This window comes from Streptomyces aurantiogriseus, assembly GCF_014649375.1.
Classification (GTDB): domain Bacteria; phylum Actinomycetota; class Actinomycetes; order Streptomycetales; family Streptomycetaceae; genus Streptomyces; species Streptomyces aurantiogriseus.
Map to the genome: position 1 here is coordinate 628,571 of NZ_BMSX01000001.1, position 21,263 is coordinate 649,833.

Here is a 21,263-nt window from a genome sequence, read left to right on the forward strand (position 1 = left end):
GTTGACATGCGAACCGACTCTTCTCCCGGCACCCTGCCGGCGCGGGAGCACCTCCCGGCCGCCACAGCCGGTACGCCTGTCCTGGACGTAGTGATCCCCGTCTACAACGAGGAGAAGGACCTCCAGCCGTGCGTCCTCAGACTGCACGACCACCTCACGCGGACGTTCCCGTACCCGTTCCGCATCACGATCGCGGACAACGCGTCGACGGACACCACGCCCGACGTGGCCCTGCTGCTGGAGACGCGGATCCCCGAGGTGAGGTCCTTCCGACTGGAGCAGAAGGGCCGCGGCCGTGCGCTGCGGACCGTCTGGTCCGCCTCGGACGCCCCGATCCTCGCGTACATGGACGTGGACCTGTCCACCGACCTCAACGCGCTGCTGCCGCTGGTGGCGCCGCTGATCTCCGGCCACTCCGACCTGGCGATCGGCTCCCGCCTGGCTCGTAGCTCCCGTGTGGTGCGCGGCGCCAAGCGCGAGTTCATCTCCCGCTCGTACAACCTGATCCTGCGCGGCTCGCTCCAGGCCCGCTTCTCGGACGCCCAGTGCGGCTTCAAGGCGATCCGCCGTGACGTCGCTCAAGTTCTGCTCCCGCTGGTGGAAGACACGGGCTGGTTCTTCGACACTGAGATGCTGGTGCTCGCCGAACGTGCCGGTCTCCGTATCCACGAGGTGCCGGTCGACTGGGTCGATGACCCGAACTCCACGGTGCACATCGTGAAGACGGCGACCGACGACCTGAAGGGGGTGTGGCGCGTAGGGAAGGCGCTGGCCACCGGTTCGCTTTCGCTGGACCGGCTGACCAGGCCGTTCGGCGACGACCCCCGCGACCGCGAGATCATGGACGTACCCAAGGGACTGGCCCGTCAGCTCGTCGGCTTCTGTGTCGTCGGTGGTCTGTCGACCCTCTTCTACCTGCTGCTCTACAGCGGCTTCCGGCAGTTCTCCGGCTCCCAGGTGGCCAACGCGCTCGCCCTGCTGGTCTCGGCGATCGCCAACACGGCCGCCAACCGCCGGCTCACCTTCGGGGTGCGCGGCCGCAGCGGCGCCGTCCGCCATCAGGCGCAGGGCCTGGTCGTCTTCGGCATCGGCCTCGCGCTGACCAGCGGCTCGCTCGTCGCGCTGAACGCGGCGACGTCCGACCCCGGGCACTACACCGAGCTGGCCGTCCTCGTCGCCGCCAACCTCGCGGCGACGGTCCTGCGCTTCCTGCTCTTCCGCGCGTGGGTGTTCCCGGACCGGCGGGGGGACGAGGAGCAGCCGACGCCGGCCGCCTCCCCCGACGCGTCCTCGGCGACGTACAGCACGGCCGCCCCGCTGCCGCAGCGGCGGATCGTCCACCCGCAGCACCCCACCACCCCGTACGACACCACGACCTACGACACGACGGCCTACGACACCACCCAGTTCCGCGCCGGCGAAGCCGCGGACGGCACCTGGGGTGACGCCACCATGCGACTGCAGCCGGTGCGCCCCCACGACACCGACCCGGGGGACGCCCGATGACCACCCACCTCGACCAGACGGCCACCTGGGGCCCGCCGGAGACGGTCGCTCCCCCGCGGGAACCGGTCGTCCCGGCCCCGGAGTCGGGTGAGCCGAAGCAGCCCTACGCGCGCAGACTGTGGCGCGGCCGGCCCGAGGACCCCCGCTGGGTGCGCCCGGCCTTCCTCGGCCTGCTGCTCGCCACCTTCCTCCTCTACCTCTACAACCTCAGCGCCTCCGGCTACGCCAACTCCTTCTACTCGGCGGCGGTCCAGGCCGGCAGCGAGTCCTGGAAGGCCTTCTTCTTCGGCTCGCTGGACGCGGCCAACGCCATCACCGTCGACAAGCCCCCGGCCTCGCTGTGGCCGATGGCGCTGTCGGTGCGGATCTTCGGCCTGAGCTCGTGGGCGATCCTCGTCCCCGAGGTGCTGATGGCCGTCGGCACGGTCGCCGTGGTCTACGCGGCCGTACGCCGCCGCTTCAGCCCCGCGGCCGGTCTGATCGCGGGCGCGGTCCTCGCGCTCACCCCCGTCGCCGCGCTGATGTTCCGGTTCAACAACCCGGACGCGATGCTGGCGCTGCTGATGGCGGTGGCCTGCTACTTCGTGATCCGCGCCCTGGCGGACGGCCGTACGAAGTGGCTGGTGTGGGCCGGAGTCGCGATCGGCTTCGCGTTCCTCGCCAAGACCCTGCAGGCTTTCCTGATCCTGCCGCCGCTGGCGATCGTGTACGCGGTCTGCGCGCCGGTGTCGGTGAAGAAGCGCTTCGGGCAACTGGCCCTGGCGACGGTCGCGTTGGTCGTCTCCGGCGGCTGGTGGGTCGCGATCGTCGAGCTGTGGCCCGCCTCCTCCCGCCCGTACATCGGCGGCTCGCAGAACAACTCCTTCCTGGAGCTGACCTTCGGCTACAACGGTCTCGGCCGCCTCAACGGCGAGGAGACCGGCAGCGTCGGCGGCGGTGGCGGCGGAAACGGCGGCGGCAGCTGGGGTGAGACCGGCTGGGACCGCCTCTTCGGCTCCAACATCGGCGGCCAGATCGCCTGGCTGATCCCGGCCGCGCTGATCCTGCTGATCGCCGGTCTGGTGGCCACCCGCAGGGCCCGGCGCACCTCGGTGACGCGCGGATCCTTCCTCGTCTGGGGCGGTGCGCTGCTGATCACCATGGTGGTCTTCAGCTACATGCAGGGCATCTTCCACGAGTACTACACCGTGGCCCTCGCCCCCTACATCGCGCCGCTGATCGGCATGGGCGCGGCCCAGCTCTGGGAGCTGCGGGACAAGGCGTGGGCGTCGCTCACCCTGGCGGGCGCGTCGACGGCCACCGCGGTCTGGGGGTACGTCCTCCTCAACCGCTCCTCCGACTACCTGCCGTGGCTGAAGTGGCTCGTCCTGGTCGGCGGTCTCGCCGCCGCCCTCGGCCTGATCTTCGTGGCCAGGCTGGGCCGCCGGCTGGCCCTGGGCGTGGCCGGGCTGGGCCTGGCCGCGGCGCTGGCCGGGCCGACGGCGTACACCCTCACCACGCTGAACGAGGGCCACACCGGTTCGATCATCACCGCCGGCCCGGCGGTCGCGGGCGGACGCGGTGGTCCGGGCGGTGGCGGTCCCGGCGGCGGTGGTGGCTTCCCTGGTGGTGGCCAGAACCAGCAGGGCCAGCAGGGCCAGCAGGGCCAGCAGAACGGCAACGGCTTCCCCGGCGGCGGCACCGGCGGCTTCGGGGGCGGGATGCCCGGCCAGCAGAACCAGCAGAACGGCAACGGCAGCACGCAGGGTCAGGGCCAGAACCAGCAGGGCAACGGCACCCCGGGTGGCCGGACGAACGGCGACGGCGGCCGCATGGGCGGCGGCGGTGGCGGCATGGGCGGCCTGCTCAACGGCGCCAGCGTCACCTCCGAGGCCAAGAAGCTCCTGGAGACCGACTCGGACCAGTACACCTGGGTCGCGGCGGCCATCGGCGCCCAGAACGCGGCGAGCTACCAACTGGCCACCGGCGAGCCGGTGATGGCGATCGGCGGCTTCAACGGCACCGACCCGTCCCCGACGCTGGCCCAGTTCAAGCAGTACGTGGCCGACGGAAAGATCCACTACTTCGTCAGCAGCGGCTCCGGCGGCGGCATGGGCGGCGGCAGCAACGGCACGTCCGCGCAGATCACCGAGTGGGTCGAGGCCAACTTCAAGCAGGTCACGGTCAGTTCGGCCACCTTCTACGACCTCACGCAGAAGGCGAGCGGCTGAGACGCAGGACGACGGTTCGCCGAAGAAGGGCGGTGGCGTGAAGCCACCGCCCTTCCGCGTATCTCTGTTGTACAGCGTATGGTGATCGTTCTACGGTGTATGACATGACGACGTCCCCCCAGGCTTCCCTCGATTCCAAGGAGCCGGAGGAGCCCCAGGGCCACCCCCAGCGCTGGCTGATCCTCGGCGTGATCTGCCTCGCGCAGCTCACGGTCCTGCTCGACAACACCGTGCTGAACGTGGCGATCCCCTCGCTCACCCGCGAACTGGACGCGGCCACCTCCGACATCCAGTGGATGATCAACGCCTACTCGCTGGTGCAGTCCGGTCTGCTGCTCACCGCGGGCAGTGCCGCCGACCGCTACGGGCGCAAGAAGATGCTGGTCGCGGGTCTGAGCCTGTTCGGTGTGGGCTCGCTGGTGGCCGGACTCGCCGACTCGACCGGCCAGTTGATCGCTGCCCGCGCCGGCATGGGCGTCGGAGGCGCGCTGCTGGTGACCACCACGCTCGCCGTCGTGGTCCAGATCTTCGACGACACCGAGCGCGTGAAGGCGATCGGCCTGTGGGCCACGGTCAACTCGCTCGGCTTCGCCACCGGCCCGCTGATCGGCGGCGTGATGCTCGACCACTTCTGGTGGGGAGCGATCTTCCTCATCAACATCCCGGTCGCGGTCATCGGCCTGATCGCCGTGCTCGCCCTCGTCCCCGAGTCCAGGAACCCGCAGGGCGACCGCCCCGACCTGCTCGGCGCGCTGCTCTCCACGATCGGCATGACGGGCATCGTCTACGCGATCATCTCCGGGCCCGACCACGGCTGGACCTCCACGCCCACCCTCACCTCCGCCGCGATCGGCGTCGTCGTGATGGCCGCGTTCGTGGCCTGGGAGCTGCGCATCCCGTACCCGATGCTGGACATGCACTTCTTCCGCAACCAGAGGTTCACGGGCGCCGTCGCGGGCGCGATCCTCGTCGCGTTCGGGATGGCCGGCTCGCTCTTCCTGCTCACCCAGCACCTCCAGTTCGTGCTCGGGTACGGCCCGCTGGAGGCGGGGCTGCGGACGGCGCCGTTCGCGCTGACGATCGTCGTGCTCAACCTCAGCGGGGTCGGCGCCCGGCTCCTGCCCAGGCTCGGCACCCCGCTGACCATCGCGTCCGGCATGACGTGCCTGGCGGTGGGGCTCGCGGCGATCGCGCTGTTCGGCGGGGACGGTTACGGCGGAATGCTGACCGGCCTGATCATCATGGGCGTCGGCGTCGCCTGCGCCATGCCGGCCATGGCCAACGCCGTCATGAGCGCGATCCCGCCGGAGAAGGCGGGCGTGGGCGCGGGTGTCAACGGCACGCTGGCCGAGTTCGGGCAAGGGCTGGGGGTGGCGGTGCTCGGGGCCGTGCTGAACTCCCGGTTCGCGGCGCTGGTTCCCGTGGCGGCCGCTTCCCTGCCGGGGGCTTTGGCGGCGGCGGGGTCGGCGGAGGAGAGGGCACGCATCACCGACTCGTTCTCCTCCGCGCTGGAGACCAGTCAGCTGGTCGGAGCCTTGGCCGTGCTGCTCGGCGGGTTGGTCGCGGCGGCGTTGCTGCGGCGGGCCGAGCGGGCGGATCCGGGGGTGGTGGGCGCCTAGCGGCTCGGGGCGCGGGGGCTTGCCGCGGCTGTGGGGCCATCGTGGCTTGTCGCTCCCCCAAGTTCTCGGCTTCGCTCGAACCCGGGGGACCCCCATCGCGGCGGAGCCGCTTATCGACACCGTCCCGCGCCCCTGTGGGGGCAAGCTGCCGCTTAGCATCCTTGTAAGTGACCGGAATCTCGGAAGGTGCGCCATGGTGAAGGCTGCCAAGGAGGCCGCGCGGGCCAGCGTCTGGCTGGACGGCAGGGCGCGCCGCGGACGGGGTGGCGGGCAGCCTTCCGGGCTCGACCGGGAGCGGATCACCGAGGTCACCGTACGGCTGCTGGACGCCGAGGGGCTGGACAAGTTCTCCATGCGGCGGCTGGCGGCCGAGCTGAACGTGACGGCGATGTCCGTCTACTGGTACGTCGACACCAAGGACGACCTCCTCGAACTCGCCCTCGACGCGGCCTTCGGCGAGCTGGAACTGCCCGATCCGGAGGCCGACGGCGAGGACTGGCGCGAGCAGCTGCGCGCACTGGCCACGGCGTACCGTTCGCTGCTGGTGCGCCACCGCTGGCTGTCGCCGCTGGCCGGGCGGTACCTCAACATCGGCCCGAACTCGCTCGCCTTCTCCCGCACGATCCAGCAGGTCATCCGCCGCACCGGCCTGCCCGCCCACCGCATCACGAGCGCGATCTCGGCGGTCTTCCAGTTCGTGTACGGCTACGGCACGATCGAGGGCCACTTCTTCGGCCGGGTCGCGGACACGGGCATGACCCCGGACGAGTACTTCCAGCACGCCATGAGCACGGTGACCGACTCCCCGGAGACCGCCCAGGTCATCGAGGAGTCCAAGGACATCATGGCGGCCCGCGGCGGAGACACGGTCGCCGAGATGCTGGACCGCGACTTCACCTACGCCCTGGACCTGCTGGTGGCGGGCATCGAGGCGATGGTGGCCCGCGGCTGACCCGAGGGCTTACCGGTCGGCGGTCAGTCCTGGGGTGCGAGCCTGGCCGGGAACCCTCCGGTCGCCACCGGCCCCCACCTCTCCGGCGTGACGCGGATGATCGACTTGCCCTGCTTGACCATCGCTTGCCGGTACTCGTCCCAGTCCGGGTGTTCGCCCGCGATGTTGCGGTAGTACTCGACCAGCGGCTCGACGGAGTCGGGTGTGTCGATGACCTCGGCGGTGCCGTCGATCTGGACCCAGGGGCCGTTCCACTCGTCGCTCAGGACGATGACACTGACCCGCTCGTCCCGCTTGGCGTTGCGCGTCTTGGCGCGCTCCGGGTAGGTGGAGACGACGATCCGGCCCGAGTCGTCGACGCCGCAGGTCAGCGGGGAACCCTGGGGGCTGCCGTCGGCGCGCCGGGTGAGGAGGATCGCGCGGTGGCGGGGGCGTACGAAGTCCAGCAGCTCGTCGAGGGTGACGGAGGTGTTGGTCGCGATGTTCGGTGCCATGGGGCCAGCGTAGGCGCAGGAGGGGCCCTCGGGGCTGACCCTGCCGGTCCTACGCCTGGGGCAGCGACTCCCCCTGCACCGCCTGGATGTCCAGCTCGACCCTCAGCGTCGTACCGATGGCGGCGATGCCCGCCTGGACGACCTGGTTGTAGTTCATGGCGAAGTCCTCGCGGTGGAGGTCCGCCGTCGCACGGAAGGCGGCGCGGGTGCCGCCCCAGGGGTCGGCGCCGGTGCCGAGGTAGGCGAGGTCCAGGTCGACGGGGCGGACGACACCGCGCAGGCTCAGGTCGCCGTGGACCGTCCAGCGGTCCGGGCCGGCGGCCGTCAGGCCGGTCGAGCGGTAGGTGATCTCCGGGTACGTCTCGACGTCCAGGAAGTCCGCGGAGCGCAGGTGGGTGTCGCGCATGCCGTTGCCGGTGTCGATGGAGGCGGCCCGGATCACCGCCTCCACGCGGGACTTGGTGACGTCGTCCGGGGCGATCTCGACGCTCGCCGAGAACTCGGTGAACCGGCCGCGCACGCTGGAGATGCCCAGGTGCTGGGCGACCGCGCCGACCGTGGAATGCGCCGGGTCGACGGTCCAGGGGCCGGGCGGGGGCAGTTCGGTGCCGCCCTGCCGGGCCAGCGTCACCGTGCCGACCTCTGCCCGGCCGCTCGCCGTGACGAGCGCGCCGGCGGCGACGGGCGCGTATCCGACGGCGGTGACGATGACCGTGTACGCCCCCGGCGCCAGCGCCGTCGCGTCCCGGACGACGCCCTCCGCGTCGGCCTCGGCGCGCAGCACCTGCGTGCCCGTCATGTCGGTGACCGTGACGACCGCGTGCGACACGGCCCATCCGTCACGGGTGCGGATCCTGGCGGTCAGTCCCATCTCACGTCACTCCTCGGAAGGGCACCGGCCCGTGGCGAGGCGAACCCGCCACGGGCCGGTGCCGTGTCGTCCTGCTCGTCGTCCTACTCGCCGGGGTGGGCGAGCTCGATGTCGTGGCCGTCGACGCCGGTGCCGCCGACGGTCAGCGCGGTGGCCACCGGCGGGTAGCCGGCCGCGATGACCGTGTACTCGCCGCCGTCGAGATCGGTGAAGGCGTACGCCCCGTCCGCGCCGGTCGTGGCCGTGCCGACGACGTTGCCCGCCGCGTCCACCAGCGTCACGCGCGCGTCGGCCAGCGGACCGTGCGGCGCCCGGACGACGCCCTGGACCTGCGCCCCGGCCTCGAGGACGACCTCCGTACGGGTCACGCCGGTCACACCGACCTCGACGGGCAGCGCCCGCGGCCGGAACCCGGCGGCGTTCACCGCGACGGTCACGGCACCCGGCACCAGCTCCGTGAAGGAGAACTCGCCCTGCTCACCGGTGGTCCCGGTGGCCAGCAGATCCCCGCGCACATCGGTCACGATCACCATCGCGTCCTTGACCGGCTCCCCCGACTCCGCCGCCCGCACGACACCGCCGAGCCCGCTGGTCCCGCTGAGCAGGATGTCGTACGCGACCGGCTCGCCGTTCACGACGATCGTGGACGCCTGCGGCTGGAACCCGTCGGCGGAGGCGATCAGGACGTACGAACCCGTGCCCGGCGCGTCCAGCGCGTAGGAGCCGTCGGTCTGCGCGACCGACCGGCCGAGCTGGCGGCCCGCGAGGGAGATCAGGGTGACGGCGGCCTGCGGGACGGGCGCGCTCTCGGCGCCGCGGACGAAGCCGCGGACCGGGACGGCGCCGTTGCCGCTCTCACCGGAGGGCGTGGCCACCGTGGCGACGGCCGCGAGCCGCTGCGTGCCCTCGGGACCGGCCTCGGTGGTGGGGGAGGCAGGGGAGGTGGTGGAGGCGGCGACGGCCCAGCTCGGGACCCTCTCCTCGCGCGTCCCGGCGGCGGCCGGAGCCTCGGCCGGGGATTCCGCCGCAGTTTCCGACGGGGTCTCCGCCGGGTTCTCCTCCGCGGCGGATGCCGTGTCCGCCTGCGCCATCGCGCCCTTGGTCCTCAGCGGGACCTCCTTGATGAACAGCGTGATGAGGAAGGCGAGCAGGGCCATGCCGGCCGCGATCAGGAAGACGTCGGCGATGCCGTGGCCGTACGCGCTCTCCATGACCGTGCGCAGCGGCGCGGGCAGCTTGTCCATGTCCGGGATCTCGCCGGTGGAGCTCGAACCGGACGCCAGCGAGGCGTACTTGGGGCCGAGACCGGCGATGCCGTCCTGGGCGTAGTCGGTGATCCGGTCGGCCATGACGGCGCCCAGCGCGGAGACGCCCATCGCGCCGCCGAGGGAGCGGAAGAAGGTGACCGTGGAGCTGGCCGCGCCGAGGTCGCGCGGGTCGACCTGGTTCTGCGTGGACAGCACCAGGTTCTGCATCATCATGCCGACGCCGAGACCGAGGAGGGCCATGAAGACGGCCGTCTTCCAGTAGGGGGTGTCGTAGCGGATGGTGCCCAGCAGACCGAGGCCCGCCGTGATCAGCACACCGCCGGCGACCAGCCAGGCCTTCCACCGGCCGGTGCGGGTGATGAGCTGCCCGGAGACCGTGGAGGAGACGAACAGCCCGCCGATCATCGGGATCGTCAGCACACCGGACATCGTCGGGGACTCGTCCCGGGCCAGCTGGAAGTACTGCGCGAAGAAGACCGTCCCGGAGAACATCGCGACGCCCACGAACATCGAGGCGATCGACGACAGGGTGATGGTGCGGTTGCGGAACAGCCGCAGCGGGATGATCGGCTCGCTCGCCTTCGACTCGACGAGCATGAAGATCAGCGCCAGCACGACCGAGCCCGCGACCATCGCGTACGTCTGCCAGGACAGCCAGTCGTACTTGTCACCGGCGAAGGTGACCCAGACCAGCAGCAGCGAGACCGCCGCCGAGATGAAGAACGCGCCGGCCCAGTCGACCTTCACGTCCCGCTTCACGACCGGCAGGTGCAGGGTCTTCTGCAGCACGATCAGCGCGACGACGGCGAAGGGCACGCCCACGTAGAAGCACCAGCGCCAGCCGAGCCAGCTGGTGTCGGTGATGACACCGCCGAGCAGCGGACCGCCGACGGTCGCGACCGCGAAGGTCGCGCCCAGGTAGCCGGAGTAACGCCCGCGCTCACGCGGGGAGATCATGGCGGCCATCACGATCTGCGCGAGAGCGGAGAGACCGCCGACGCCGATGCCCTGGACCACGCGGCAGGCGATCAGCATGCCGGCGTTCTGCGACAGACCGGCGGCCATCGAGCCCAGCACATAGATGACCAGGGCCAGCTGGACGAGCGCCTTCTTGTCGTAGAGGTCGGCGAGCTTGCCCCACAGGGGAGTGGCCGCCGTCATCGCCAGCAGTGTGGCCGTGACGACCCAGGTGTAGGCGGACTGGCCGCCGCCGAGGTCGCCGATGATCTCCGGGAGGGCGTTGGAGACGATCGTGGACGACAGGATCGCCACGAACATCCCGAGCAGCAGCCCGGACAGGGCCTCCATGATCTGCCGGTGCGTCATCGGAGCGGTGTCGCCGGTGCGGGCGGACCCTCCGCCGTGCTTCGCGTGAGCCCGCACACCGGCTGGTGTGGTCGTTGCCATGGGCTTCCTTCTCTTACGTAGCTTGTGCGGGTGTACGGGTGGTCGGTTCACGTACGGGAACGGGTGGGGGCGTGGGCGGTGGCCGGTGCGGGGCCGACCGGCAGTCGCCGAAGCTGGCGCGCAGCCGGGTCATCAGCCGGATGAGCTGACTCACCTCCGCGTCGGTCCAGTCGCTCAGGCGCTCCGCCAGGAGGTCCGCGCTGCGGCGGGACAGTTCGAGGAGCATGGCCTCGCCCTCGGGCGTGAGGCGCAGGATGCGGGAGCGCTTGTCCGCCGGGTCGTGGGAGCGCTCGATCCAGCCCCGCTCGGCGAGGTGCGCGGCGTGCCGGCTGGTCACCGACATGTCGACGGCGAGCAGTTCGGAGAGCGCGCTCATCCGCAGGTCACCGTGGCGGTCGAGCAGCGCCAGCACCGCTGCCGCCCCCGCCGAGCAGTCGGCCGGCAGGATCCGCCCCAGATCCCGCTTCACGGCCCCGACAGCACTGAGCTGACGCGCCAGCTCCTCGTACTGCTCGTACGGCGCCTGCCCGGCCATCACACCTCCCAATTTGTTGCTTAGGGCAACCATAGAAGCGCTTGGTTGCTACAGGCAAATAAATAGACCGTGAGGGCCGCAAAAAGTTGGCAAAGGCAAGTATTGCGGGAGTAAACGTGCAGGTGGGGTGGTCGGGCGGTTTTGTCAGGGGGCCGCCCTAGGGTGCCGCCATGATGACGACGTCCTCGATCCTCGGGCAGTTCGACCTCTGCGCGGAGTCGGCGGAGTTCCCCGACCTGCAGAACGGCTACTACTACCCGGTCGACGCCCGCCTCCACCTCTTCGCCGACGCCACCCGCTGGGCCATGGTCGTCGAACTGCTGGGTTACAGCCCCCGCGCCGGCAACCTCACCGACGTCCTGCACCGCTACGGCAACTGCCTCACCCGGGGCGAGCCCGGCCTCGGCGAGTTCCTGGACCGGGTGGAGAACATGGAGGAGGTCGAGCCGGAGGGCGGCGAGGAGTACGGCGGTGCGGTCCCGCTGGTCGTCCGGGGGACGCCGTTGCGCGTGGCCGCCCACGCCGGTACTCCGCTGGACGAGGTGTTCCGGCTCCTGGTCCCTCACCACAGGGACCTGCTCCTGGCCGACGAGACGGAACTGCGGGCTGGCATCCCCGCCGACCTGCCGCTGCTGCTGAAGCTCGACGAGTGGAACCAGCCGGACGACTTCTGGGACACCCTGCCCGGCGACCACGAGACCTTCCGGCAGCTCGCCGAGGTCCTGGCCACCGGCGACCCGACCCGCTACCGCCCGACGCTCCCCCCGAACACCCACTGGTCCCACTGGCCGGACGCGGGGACGCTGTAGGGGCCCTGTGGACGTCGAGGGGGGCGTGACCACCCCCACTTGGGCCGCCCCCGCCGTTTTCGCTAGGGTCTCGGGGCATGGCTAACACCCAGGGCCCCCAGGGCAACTACGACCCCGCCGGCAGCACCCAGATGTTCCGCGCGTTCGTCGACGAGGGCGCCCCGCAGGCGTCCCGTCAGGCCGCCGCGCCGGCCGGTCCCCGTATCGGCCTGATCGTGGGGATCGTCGCGGCGGTGGCGATCGTGGCCGCGGTCGCCTGGCTCGCGCTGGCGTAAGGCACCGTCACTCCCACCGCACCGACACGTCCCGCGTCTCCACCCGCATCCCCAGGGGTACGCGCCAGGCGTCCACACAGACCGTCCAGGTCTCCTGCGTGCGGGCGCCGGGGGCGATCGGGGCCGGGAGTTCCTCCGTCGACCCGATCGTCGCCCAGTCGATGCCGAGGGCGTCGACGACGTGCGTTTCGAACGTCACCGTGCCTGAACGCACCGCCGTTCCGCCCGAGTTGTGCAGCGCGAGCGTCACCTGCTCGCACCAGCGTCGGTCCGTGGCCGTCCGTACAGGGTCACCCACGTTGAGAACGGCCGGTCCGGAAGTGTGGGTCGGCGCAGTCGTCGGGGACTCGGTCGATGACGGGGTCGGTGACGGTGCGGGTGGCGGCGTCGGCCGGGGCGTGGTGTGTTGCGGCGCGGGGCCGCCGTCGGTGAGGCCGGGGACGGCCACCTCGGACACCGGCACCGCAGCCGAGGACGACGCCGATGCAGACGCCGACGCCCTTGGAGCCCCGCTCCCGGATGCCGGTACCCCGTCCCTTCCGCTGCTACGGGCGCCGGAGGCGTCCCCCTCCAGCGGCACCAGTCTCACCTCGCCGGTAGGCGACACCGCGGCCCCCGACGCTCCCGGCGCCGCCCCGACCGCCACGTAGCCCCCGTCGCGGCCGCCTGAGCCCGCCACCAGCACGACGCCCGCACACACGACGACGGCCGCCGACGCGCCCGTCAAGGCGCCCCGGCGGCCATGTGTCCATGTCGGTCGGCGCATCGCGCCAGTGTGGCTGACGGTCCGTCAGGAAGGAAGCCCCCGGATCCCTGGACCCCAGGAACCCGGCACTCCCGGACGGGGCTAGTCGGAGATCAGGCCCTCGCGGAGCTGGGCCAGGGTGCGGGTCAGCAGCCGGGAGACGTGCATCTGGGAGATGCCGACCTCCTCGCCGATCTGCGACTGGGTCATGTTGGCGAAGAAGCGCAGCATGATGATGCGGCGCTCGCGGGGCGGGAGCTTGGCCAGGAGCGGCTTCAGGGACTCGCGGTACTCCACGCCCTCCAGCGCCGTGTCCTCGTAGCCGAGGCGGTCGGCCAGGGAGCCCTCGCCGCCGTCGTCCTCGGGGGCCGGGGAGTCGAGCGAGGAGGCCGTGTAGGCGTTGCCGACCGCGAGGCCGTCGACGACGTCCTCCTCGGACACGCCCAGGACCGCGGCCAGTTCGGCGACCGTCGGGGACCGGTCCAGCTTCTGGGAGAGCTCGTCGCTGGCCTTCGTGAGGGCCAGACGCAGCTCCTGGAGCCGGCGCGGCACCCGCACCGACCACGAGGTGTCGCGGAAGAAGCGCTTGATCTCGCCCACGACCGTCGGCATCGCGAACGTCGGGAACTCCACGCCCCGTTCGCAGTCGAAGCGGTCGATCGCCTTGATCAGGCCGATGGTGCCGACCTGGACGATGTCCTCCATCGGTTCGTTGCGCGAGCGGAAGCGGGCCGCGGCGTAGCGCACGAGTGGGAGGTTGAGCTCGATGAGCGTGTCACGGACGTAGGCGCGCTCGGGGCTGTTCTCGTCGAGGGCGGCCAGCCGCAGGAACAGGGAGCGGGACAGGGTGCGGGTGTCGATGGCCCCCGTGGCCGGGAGAGCCGGGGCCGGCGCGGCCTCGAGGGCCGTGACGTCGTCGAGCGGGTCGGGCTCGACGGGCGTGACGGGCTCGGCGGGCGCGGAGTCGCTCTTCGTGAGCGTGAGCACCTTCGAGCTGCCCTGGTCTGCGGACATGCCACCCCCTTTGGGTCGCGGGACGGTCGCGGCGGACGCTCCCGGAGAGGAAGGTCAGCCTTCACCTGAATACCGGCGCCGAAGCCCCGGCAAACGCGCTTCCCGCAGAATGTCACATGTCGGCAACACGCTGTAGTGACATGTCGACATCTGAGTAACGAATCGGCCCTGGAAAGAAGGGGTGTGACGGGTTTTCAGCCCAGATCTGTCGGGATCCGCCCTGGTGAGCGATTCGCTCGCAACGGTGATGGCTCGCATCCTTGTCCGGTTACCCACCCTCCCTCTCATGGCCTACGCGTCGATCCGGTTCGCCGAGCGCAACCGCTGGAAGCTACGCGCCAGTAGCCGTGAGACGTGCATCTGGGAGACGCCGAGTTCCGCGCTGATCTGTGACTGGGTGAGGTTGCTGTAGTAGCGCAGGAGCAGGATCCGCTGTTCGCGTTCCGGGAGTTGGACCAGGAGGTGGCGGACCAGGTCGCGGTGCTCCACCCCGTCCAGAGCCGGGTCCTCGTAGCCGAGACGGTCCAGCAGGCCGGGCAGCCCGTCGCCCTCCTGCGCGGCCTCCAGGGAGGTGGCGTGGTACGAGCGGCCCGCCTCGATGCAGGACAGCACCTCGTCCTCGCCGATGCGCAGTCGCTCGGCGATCTCGGCGGTGGTCGGGGTGCGGCCGAAGCGGGTGGTCAGGTCCTCGGTCGCGCTGTTGACCTGCACCCACAGCTCGTGCAGCCGGCGCGGTACGTGGACCGTGCGGACGTTGTCGCGGAAGTACCGCTTGATCTCGCCGACGACCGTCGGCATCGCGAAGGTGGGGAACTGCACGCCCCGGTCCGGGTCGAAGCGGTCGATGGCGTTGATCAGACCGATGGTGCCGACCTGGACGACGTCCTCCATCGGCTCGTTGCGGGAGCGGAAGCGGGCGGCCGCGTAGCGCACGAGCGGGAGGTTGGCCTCGATGAGCGCCCCGCGCACCCGGTCGTGCTCCGGTGTGCCCGGTGTGAGCTCCTTCATCTGGGCGAAGAGCACCTGGGTCAGCGCCCGGGTGTCGGCGCCGCGGCGCTTCTCCGGAACGGGGGCGGGATCGGGGGCGGGATCGGGGACCGGATCGGGGACCGTATCGGGTGCCGGAGCGGGTGCCGGAGTGGATGCCTCCTCCTGGGGCGGCGCAGTACTGGCCGACACGGTCAACGCCACCTCTTCATCGGTCAATCATCCGTCAAAAGCGGTCATAGCATCACAAGACATGTCCACTGTGTGCAAGCACCCGATAACGCCGTGTTGAGGGACAAGTTGAGGTGATTTCAGTGGCTCCCGGGCATGGCGGGACATGCGAAAACCCCCCGCCGTTCCGGCGGAGGGCTCCGTCTGTCGCTGTGTGCGTCCGAGGGGGCGGCGCGCCCTAGAACTCGTAGTCGGCGACCACCCAGGTGGCGAACTCCCGCCACAGGGCGACGCCTGCCTGGTGGGCCGGGTGCTCGAGGTACCGCTTCAGGGCGTCCGCGTCCTCGACCGCCGAGTTGATCGCGAAGTCGTAGGCGATGGGGCGCTCGCTGATGTTCCAGCCCAGCTCCCAGAAGCGCAGCTCCTCGATCTGGCCGCCCAGGGCCCGGAATGCCGCCTCGCCCGCCACGACCCGGGGGTCGTCGCGCTGGACGCCCTCGTTGAGCTTGAAGAGGACCAGGTGGCGGATCATGGGCACTCCCAGCGTGGTGCGGCGGCTTCGGGCTGCTTCGCCGCTACTGCGCCCCGTCGGCGAGCCAGGTGAAGAAGTCGCCGATGGCCTTGGCGGCGTCCGATATGCCCTCGAACCCTATCTGGACGTAGTCCGCGGCGTTGGCCGGGTCCGTGATGATCACGTAGAGCACGAAGACCACGAGTACATAGACAGCGATCTTTTTTGCGTTCACCGCCACCGCGGCCTCCCTGTGAGTGCTGCCTGCGGGGCGTGCGTGCTGCTCTTCGGGCCCCCTGTTGCCGGGCGCGAGTGTAACCGTCATATCTTCGGAAGACGATGAAGGACCCGCTGGACGATGAAGGGCCCGGTCCAACGGACCGGGCCCTTCATCATGTGAGCGGTAGCGGAGGGATTTGAACCCTCGGTGACTTGCGCCACACTCGCTTTCGAGGCGAGCTCCTTCGGCCGCTCGGACACGCTACCGAGGGAGACCTTACAGCACGCCGGGGTGTGGTTTGAAATCGGTATTCGGGGGACGGCATCGGCGGACCGGTTTCCCGGACCGGTTCCGGCGTGCCGGTCTCAGCGGGAGCGGAAGAACTCGGTGAGGAGTCCCGCGCACTCGTCCGCCAGGACGCCCTCGATCACCTCGGGCCGGTGGTTGAGCCGACGGTCGCGGACGACGTCCCAGAGGGAGCCGGCCGCGCCTGCCTTGTCGTCGCGGGCGCCGTAGACGACCCGGTCCACGCGGGACTGGACGAGGGCGCCCGCGCACATCGTGCACGGCTCCAGCGTCACGACGAGCGTGCAGCCGGTCAGCCGCCACTCCCCGAGTTTCGCGGCGGCCCTCCGCAGGGCGAGGACCTCCGCGTGGGCCGTCGGATCACCGCCGGCCTCGCGTTCGTTGTGGCCGGTCGCGAGGACGGTCGTACCGTCGGCGGCCAGCACGACGGCGCCGACGGGGACGTCCCCGCCCCGGGCGGCCAGGACGGCCTCGTCCAGGGCGAGCCGCATCGCGGCCCGCCAGCGGTCGCGTACCGGGTCGGGTACGGCGTCCCGTACGCGGTCGGGTACGGGTTCGGGTCCGGTCAGCGGACGGTCTCCAGGACCTCCGAGGCACCCAGGGCCTCGGCGATCTCGGTGAGCGCGTCCTCGGACAGCGACTTCAGCTCCTTCTCGGTGACGCCGAGGTCGTCGAGGATCGCGGCGTCACCGACCGGGCCGTGCGGGACGGCCTCGGCGGCGGTGCCGTCGTCCTCGTCGTCCTCGTCGGCGTCGTCCTCGCCGTCCTCGGTGCCGTCGAGGTCGAGGGCGTCGAGGTCGTCATCGGCGTCCGCGTCCCGGCCGAGCAGCTCGTCGGTGAGCAGGATCTCGCCGTACGAGCTGCGGGCGGCGGCGGCGGCATCGGAGACGTAGATGCGAGGGTCGTCCTCACCGTCGACGCGGACCACGCCGAACCACGAGTCCTCCTGCTCGATCAGCACGAGCACCGTGTCCTCGTCGGGAGAGGCTTCCCGGGCCAGGTCGGCCAGATCCGACAGGGTCTCCACATCGTCGAGCTCTGTGTCGCTCGCTTCCCACCCGTCTTCGGTGCGCGCGAGCAGTGCGGCGAAGTACACCGTGACTCTCCCACTGGTCATAGGCGTGCCGGTTGGGGGTCCCCCCGGCGGAGGTTACGGGCGGAGAGAGCTGTGCTCCGAGCCCCACCCACTCGGAATCGTGGCAGAAACAAGGCGTCCAGGGGACATCTTCGGCTCCCTGTGTCCGGCTGTTTTGATCGCGGTTCGGTACGTACGTCCGCAAGCAACTCACCAGCGCACTCGTTGCCGCCACGAGCGGATCGTACGCGGCTTTCCGATGCGTTCACGCACGCCCACCCCTCGCAACGCCCATGAGGTCGGCGATCTTCCCCGTACGGGCAACGGGCGGGGGGCTACCAGCGAAACGTTCGCATGCGCATCGCGTGTCGCAGTCGGGCGGTCTTCGCCCGGCGCGGCTGGACGCGGTCGCGCAGCTCGCGGGCCTCGGCGAGTTCGCGCAGGAACTGGGCGCGTCGCCGACGGCGCTGGGCCTCGGTCTCCGGCGCCTCGTCCGCCTCTCGTTCCTCGCGGTCTGGCAGGTCAGGCATAGGTCCACCACCCCGGTCCGTCCTGACCACCTTCCCTCCGACGGGCGGTTTGATACCAGCGAACGGAGCAACCGAGGGGGAGAGGCTCACTGTGTGTGCGGGCGTCGGGCGGGTTCGGCCCGGTTACTGTTGTGGACATGCGTCTCCACGTCGTCGACCACCCCCTGGTCGCCCACAAGCTCACCACGCTGCGCGACCGCCGCACGGACTCCGCGACCTTCCGCCGTCTGGCCGACGAGCTGGTCACCCTGCTCGCCTACGAGGCCACGCGTGACGTGCGCACCGAACAGGTCGACATCACCACGCCGGTCGCCGGGACCACCGGCGTCAAGCTCTCCCATCCGCGCCCGCTGGTGGTGCCGATCCTGCGGGCCGGCCTCGGCATGCTCGACGGCATGGTCCGGCTGCTGCCGACCGCCGAGGTGGGCTTCCTGGGCATGATCCGCAACGAGGAGACGCTCCAGGCCTCCACGTACGCCACGCGCATGCCGGAGGACCTCTCCGGCCGTCAGGTCTACGTCCTCGACCCGATGCTGGCCACCGGCGGCACGCTGGTCGCGGCGATCCGCGAGCTGATCAAGCGCGGCGCGGACGACGTCACCGCGGTGGTCCTGCTGGCCGCCCCCGAGGGCGTGGAAATCATGGAACGCGAACTGGCGGGCACACCGGTCACGGTCGTGACGGCCGCGGTCGACGACCACCTCAACGAGCACGGCTACATCGTCCCGGGCCTGGGCGACGCGGGGGACCGGCTGTACGGAGCGGCGGAGTAGGTCACGCGGGGTCGGGGACCGTCCGCTGCTCCGGCCGACGGAGAGGCGGGGCCTGGCCGGGCCGCTGTCGGCTCGGCCGTGCCCGACGTCGGGTGATGCGGGGGATCGGCTGTGAGGGCGACTGGGTGGGTCGCGCGGGGCGGGGGCTGTCCGGCGGGCCGGTGATCCGGTCGGCCGGGGAGGCGGGGCCTGGCTCGGGGCGCCGTCGGCCAGGGCGTGTCGGCGAGCGGCGCCTGCCGCGTGCGCGCTGGTAGTGCCGGGGCCCTGCCCGCAGGAGGTGTGACCAGCGGCCGCAGCCGCCGGTCGTGGGCACTTCATGCTCGGATTCGCCTGCCCGACGGGATCCGACGCGCGGTACCTCGGCTGCGTCCGCCGGACAGGCTTCAGCAGCCCTTCTTGGTGGTCGGTGTCGGCTGCGGTGCGGTCAGGGCGGTCAGGGCCTTGGTCGCTTCCGCCTGGCTGGTCAGCGACTTGAAGCCGTTGCCGAGGATCAGGTCGACCGTGGGGCCCGTGCGGGCGGCGTCGGTGCGGCGTTCGGCGGTGGTGAGCTGGGTGGCGAGGACCGGCAGTGCGGTGTTGAGGGAGGACGCGGGGCCGAGCAGGACGCCGGTGCCGGTGACCTTCTTGTCGTACTGCTTGCTCGCGTTGCCCACCTCGCCGATCTTGAAGCCGCGCCTCTTCAGCTCGTCCGCGGTGGTCTTGGCGAGGCCGCTGCGGGTGGTGGCGTTGAAGACGTTCACGGTGATCTGCGCGGGCTTGGGGAGGGCGGTGGGCGGCTTGGTGGCCGCGGTGCCCGCCGGGCTCGCCTTGGTCGAGCAGGCGTCCTTGGAACCGGCCGCGGAGGCGGTGCCTCCACCGCCGGTGAAGACGTCGATGAGCTGCAGGGTGCCCCAGCCGGCCACACCGAGCACGGCACCACACGCGACGACCACGACCACCAGCCGCCCGCGTCGCCGGGGAGGGCGCATCCGGGGGTACTTGTCCCCCGTGATCCGGTATTTACCGCCCATGCCCGGGGGAGTCAGCATGCTCATGAGCGCAGCGTAGTGCGCCTGGGCGGCCATGCCTACTAGATGATCATTCGATGCCGCCCATGAGAACCCGAAAGGGCCAACAGGTGTCCGACGGGGTGGTGCGGCGTTGCCTCAGTCCAGTTCCAGCACCCGGGCGTGCAGGACCTGACGCTGTTGCAGTGCTGCTCGTACCGCTCGGTGCAGGCCGTCCTCCAGGTAGAGGTCGCCCTGCCACTTCACCACGTGGGCGAAGAGGTCGCCGTAGAACGTGGAGTCCTCCGCGAGGAGGGTTTCGAGGTCGAGCTGCTGCTTCGTCGTCACCAGCTGATCGAGGCGGACCGGGCGCGGCGCGACGTCCGCCCACTGCCGGGTGCTTTCCCGGCCGTGGTCGGGGTACGGCCGGCCGTTTCCGATGCGCTTGAAGATCACACGGAAAGCCTACCGGCCCAGACCTTCCGGGCGCAGCCTCCCGGCTGGGGACGCGAGAGGCAAGTACATGCAGATCGCGGCCAATATCGGTCAAACGGGGTGGATTTCACTGGGTTGCTGACGCGTTCCCCACGCAGGTGATCGAAAAGAGACAGGCGCGCATGCCTGCGGGTCTCGCGCATGCCTGCGGTGCTGCGGAGACAGCGAGGTGGTGAGCCGGACGCCTTCCTCCGGCGTCCGGCTCCCGGTCAGCCGCGCTTCTCCTGATTCACCGGTTGTGGCGACGCTTTCTTCGTCTTCGGTTTCGGCGCACTGCGGGCGGCCTCCGCGCGCAGCAGGGCGCGCAGGACGGCGTAGGGGTCGGTGGGCATGGCTGTTTCCCTCGCATGTTCCTTGCGTTGGACTGACTGACCTTTGTGGACGGACCTCTCTGTGGGGCCGGTCAGCAGCGCAGGACCACCGTGCGCAGGGCGGAGATCGTGGCGGGGGGAGCCGGGAGGGCACGGCCCTGGGGGACACCGGGCTCCGGAGCGGGGCAGGGGACGGATCGTGGGGGCGGGGGGAGCGTGCGGTGGGTGCCGGTCCCCGTGGGGCGTACGGCCGTGTCCAGGGAGTCGTACTCGACGGTCTCCGCGGCGGCCACGGGCGGCACCGTGGTCGCCTCGGCGGGGACGACCGGGGCCAGGACGGCGAGCAGCAGTGCGACGACGCGCAGCCAGGCGCGGGCGCGCGGGAGGCTTCGTGTGCTGCTCATGGGAGGTGATCTCCCCGCGACACGCTGGGCGTTCAGCACACCGGGCGCAAGATTCGCCCGTTCGGCTCACACGGTGCGCGGGAGCTGCCGGGCGCGGGCGCGGATGCGCAGGGCGGTGGCGATCTCGACCACGCCGACCACCGCGAGCCAGATGCCGCCTACGAGAGTGAGTACGGCGACCGACTCGAAGGGTGCGTCGATCAGCACGATCCCGCCGACGAAGGTGACGGCCCCGAGGAGGATGTGCCAGCCGCGCGCGGGCATGCCCCGGTCGGAGACGGCGGCCAAAGTCTGGGTGATCCCGCGGATCAGCCAGCCGATGCCGATCCACAGGCCCAGCAGCAGGATCGACTGCATCGGGCCGCGGAAGCAGAAGAGGCCCAGCAGGAGCGACAGCGCGCCGCTGAGGAAGGCGAGCACGCGCAGCGAGGTCGTCTTGTGGGTGCCGAAGGCCGACACCAGCTGGAAGACGCCGCTGATCACGAGGTAGACGCCGAAGAGGACGCCGACCGCGACCAGGGAGGGGCCCGGCCAGGCCAGGACCAGGATCCCGAGGACCAGGGAGGCGATCCCGGTGACCAGGACGACCTGCCAGGCAGCGCGGGAGAGGGCGTGCAGGGGGCCCTCGAGGGGCGGCTCGGGTTCGTGCCCGTGCGGCGGGGCGGCCGGGGTGTGGTGGGCGTGGACCCTGCGGTCGTCGTACTCCGGGCCCCAGGGGGGACCGGTGGGAGGTGGCTCGGTCATGATCCATGCTCGGACCGGGCCGGAGCCGCCCGCCACCCGGGACGG

General features: G+C 71.1%; 24 protein-coding genes and 1 tRNA gene. 7 read left to right on the plus strand and 18 right to left on the minus strand.

Translation table 11 applies throughout. The features are described 5' to 3' along the window. Positions 1-6 precede the first annotated feature (6 nt). The 4 genes from IE263_RS02960 to IE263_RS02975 all read left to right on the plus strand — a co-directional run bounded on the left by IE263_RS02960 (position 7) and on the right by IE263_RS02975 (position 6,287). A complete protein-coding gene (locus IE263_RS02960; RefSeq protein ID WP_189931817.1) occupies positions 7-1,506 on the plus strand; it encodes a bifunctional glycosyltransferase family 2/GtrA family protein in 1,500 nt (499 codons plus the stop codon). After that, positions 1,503-3,716 (plus strand): ArnT family glycosyltransferase, encoded by a 2,214-nt coding sequence (locus IE263_RS02965; RefSeq protein ID WP_189931819.1) that lies wholly within the window; start codon positions 1,503-1,505, stop codon positions 3,714-3,716. The genes IE263_RS02960 and IE263_RS02965 overlap by 4 nt, the downstream gene beginning before the upstream one ends. A 104-nt stretch (positions 3,717-3,820) precedes the next feature. Next, the gene (locus IE263_RS02970; protein ID WP_189931820.1) at positions 3,821-5,335 is read left to right on the plus strand and encodes an MFS transporter; all 1,515 of its coding nucleotides are present in this window, start codon (positions 3,821-3,823) and stop codon (positions 5,333-5,335) included. A 193-nt stretch (positions 5,336-5,528) separates the two neighbouring features. Further along, a complete protein-coding gene (locus IE263_RS02975) occupies positions 5,529-6,287 on the plus strand; it encodes a TetR/AcrR family transcriptional regulator (protein WP_189931823.1) in 759 nt (252 codons plus the stop codon). A gap of 23 nt (positions 6,288-6,310) precedes the next feature. Here the strand turns inward: IE263_RS02975 and IE263_RS02980 are convergent, their stop codons facing one another. From IE263_RS02980 to IE263_RS02995, 4 genes are all read right to left on the minus strand, one after another. Continuing rightward, complete coding sequence (locus IE263_RS02980) at positions 6,311-6,781, minus strand: PPOX class F420-dependent oxidoreductase (protein ID WP_189931825.1); 471 nt, start codon at positions 6,779-6,781, stop codon at positions 6,311-6,313. A 49-nt stretch (positions 6,782-6,830) separates the two neighbouring features. Next, positions 6,831-7,652, minus strand: a complete 822-nt coding sequence (locus IE263_RS02985; RefSeq protein WP_189931827.1) for a YceI family protein — start codon at positions 7,650-7,652, stop codon at positions 6,831-6,833. An 83-nt stretch (positions 7,653-7,735) separates the two neighbouring features. Further along, the gene (locus tag IE263_RS02990; protein ID WP_506005091.1) at positions 7,736-10,246 is read right to left on the minus strand and encodes an MFS transporter; all 2,511 of its coding nucleotides are present in this window, start codon (positions 10,244-10,246) and stop codon (positions 7,736-7,738) included. Between the two features lie 94 nt (positions 10,247-10,340). Further along, complete coding sequence (locus IE263_RS02995; RefSeq protein WP_189931831.1) at positions 10,341-10,862, minus strand: MarR family winged helix-turn-helix transcriptional regulator; 522 nt, start codon at positions 10,860-10,862, stop codon at positions 10,341-10,343. A gap of 170 nt (positions 10,863-11,032) precedes the next feature. Between IE263_RS02995 and IE263_RS03000 the strand changes: the two genes are divergently transcribed. Then, entirely contained in the window at positions 11,033-11,671 is a 639-nt protein-coding gene (locus tag IE263_RS03000; protein ID WP_229910766.1) for a DUF7003 family protein, read from the plus strand. 77 nt (positions 11,672-11,748) lie between these two features. Next, positions 11,749-11,946, plus strand: coding sequence for a hypothetical protein (locus IE263_RS03005; RefSeq protein WP_189931834.1), 198 nt, complete (start codon positions 11,749-11,751; stop codon positions 11,944-11,946). A gap of 7 nt (positions 11,947-11,953) precedes the next feature. Here the strand turns inward: IE263_RS03005 and IE263_RS48200 are convergent, their stop codons facing one another. The 9 genes from IE263_RS48200 to IE263_RS03050 all read right to left on the minus strand — a co-directional run bounded on the left by IE263_RS48200 (position 11,954) and on the right by IE263_RS03050 (position 17,505). After that, complete coding sequence (locus IE263_RS48200) at positions 11,954-12,244, minus strand: hypothetical protein (RefSeq protein ID WP_229910767.1); 291 nt, start codon at positions 12,242-12,244, stop codon at positions 11,954-11,956. 549 nt (positions 12,245-12,793) lie between these two features. Then, positions 12,794-13,705 carry an RNA polymerase sigma factor SigF gene (locus IE263_RS03015; RefSeq protein WP_189931837.1) on the minus strand — a complete coding sequence of 304 codons (912 nt, stop codon included), beginning with the start codon at positions 13,703-13,705 and terminating at the stop codon, positions 12,794-12,796. Positions 13,706-13,996: 291 nt separating this feature from the next. Further along, entirely contained in the window at positions 13,997-14,884 is an 888-nt protein-coding gene (locus IE263_RS03020; protein ID WP_189931839.1) for an RNA polymerase sigma factor SigF, read from the minus strand. A gap of 217 nt (positions 14,885-15,101) precedes the next feature. After that, positions 15,102-15,395 (minus strand): Dabb family protein, encoded by a 294-nt coding sequence (locus IE263_RS03025; RefSeq protein ID WP_189931841.1) that lies wholly within the window; start codon positions 15,393-15,395, stop codon positions 15,102-15,104. A gap of 43 nt (positions 15,396-15,438) precedes the next feature. Continuing rightward, positions 15,439-15,615, minus strand: coding sequence for a hypothetical protein (locus tag IE263_RS03030; RefSeq protein WP_189931844.1), 177 nt, complete (start codon positions 15,613-15,615; stop codon positions 15,439-15,441). Between the two features lie 160 nt (positions 15,616-15,775). Continuing rightward, positions 15,776-15,860 (minus strand) — tRNA-Ser (locus IE263_RS03035). Positions 15,861-15,959: 99 nt separating this feature from the next. Continuing rightward, positions 15,960-16,391: a tRNA adenosine(34) deaminase TadA gene (tadA, locus tag IE263_RS03040; protein WP_189931845.1), complete on the minus strand. Its 432-nt coding sequence runs from the start codon at positions 16,389-16,391 to the stop codon at positions 15,960-15,962. A 74-nt stretch (positions 16,392-16,465) separates the two neighbouring features. Beyond that, on the minus strand, positions 16,466-16,996 hold the full coding sequence (locus IE263_RS03045; protein ID WP_189932048.1) for a tRNA adenosine deaminase-associated protein: 531 nt from the start codon (positions 16,994-16,996) through the stop codon (positions 16,466-16,468). 314 nt (positions 16,997-17,310) lie between these two features. Continuing rightward, on the minus strand, positions 17,311-17,505 hold the full coding sequence (locus IE263_RS03050; RefSeq protein ID WP_189931847.1) for a hypothetical protein: 195 nt from the start codon (positions 17,503-17,505) through the stop codon (positions 17,311-17,313). Between the two features lie 137 nt (positions 17,506-17,642). Here IE263_RS03050 and upp point away from each other — a divergent pair, with 137 nt between their 5' ends. Further along, positions 17,643-18,278, plus strand: coding sequence for a uracil phosphoribosyltransferase (gene upp / locus IE263_RS03055; protein ID WP_189931849.1), 636 nt, complete (start codon positions 17,643-17,645; stop codon positions 18,276-18,278). 383 nt (positions 18,279-18,661) lie between these two features. Here upp and IE263_RS03060 read toward each other — a convergent pair whose 3' ends face one another. The 5 genes from IE263_RS03060 to IE263_RS03075 form a co-directional block, all read right to left on the minus strand. Then, a complete protein-coding gene (locus IE263_RS03060; RefSeq protein ID WP_189932050.1) occupies positions 18,662-19,288 on the minus strand; it encodes a LytR C-terminal domain-containing protein in 627 nt (208 codons plus the stop codon). A gap of 135 nt (positions 19,289-19,423) precedes the next feature. Continuing rightward, a complete protein-coding gene (locus tag IE263_RS03065; RefSeq protein ID WP_004943146.1) occupies positions 19,424-19,720 on the minus strand; it encodes a type II toxin-antitoxin system VapB family antitoxin in 297 nt (98 codons plus the stop codon). A 248-nt stretch (positions 19,721-19,968) separates the two neighbouring features. Beyond that, complete coding sequence (locus IE263_RS49435; RefSeq protein WP_268255993.1) at positions 19,969-20,091, minus strand: hypothetical protein; 123 nt, start codon at positions 20,089-20,091, stop codon at positions 19,969-19,971. Between the two features lie 71 nt (positions 20,092-20,162). Further along, complete coding sequence (locus tag IE263_RS03070; protein ID WP_189931851.1) at positions 20,163-20,474, minus strand: hypothetical protein; 312 nt, start codon at positions 20,472-20,474, stop codon at positions 20,163-20,165. Between the two features lie 66 nt (positions 20,475-20,540). Continuing rightward, positions 20,541-21,218, minus strand: coding sequence for an HdeD family acid-resistance protein (locus IE263_RS03075; RefSeq protein ID WP_189931853.1), 678 nt, complete (start codon positions 21,216-21,218; stop codon positions 20,541-20,543). Positions 21,219-21,263: the final 45 nt, after the last annotated feature.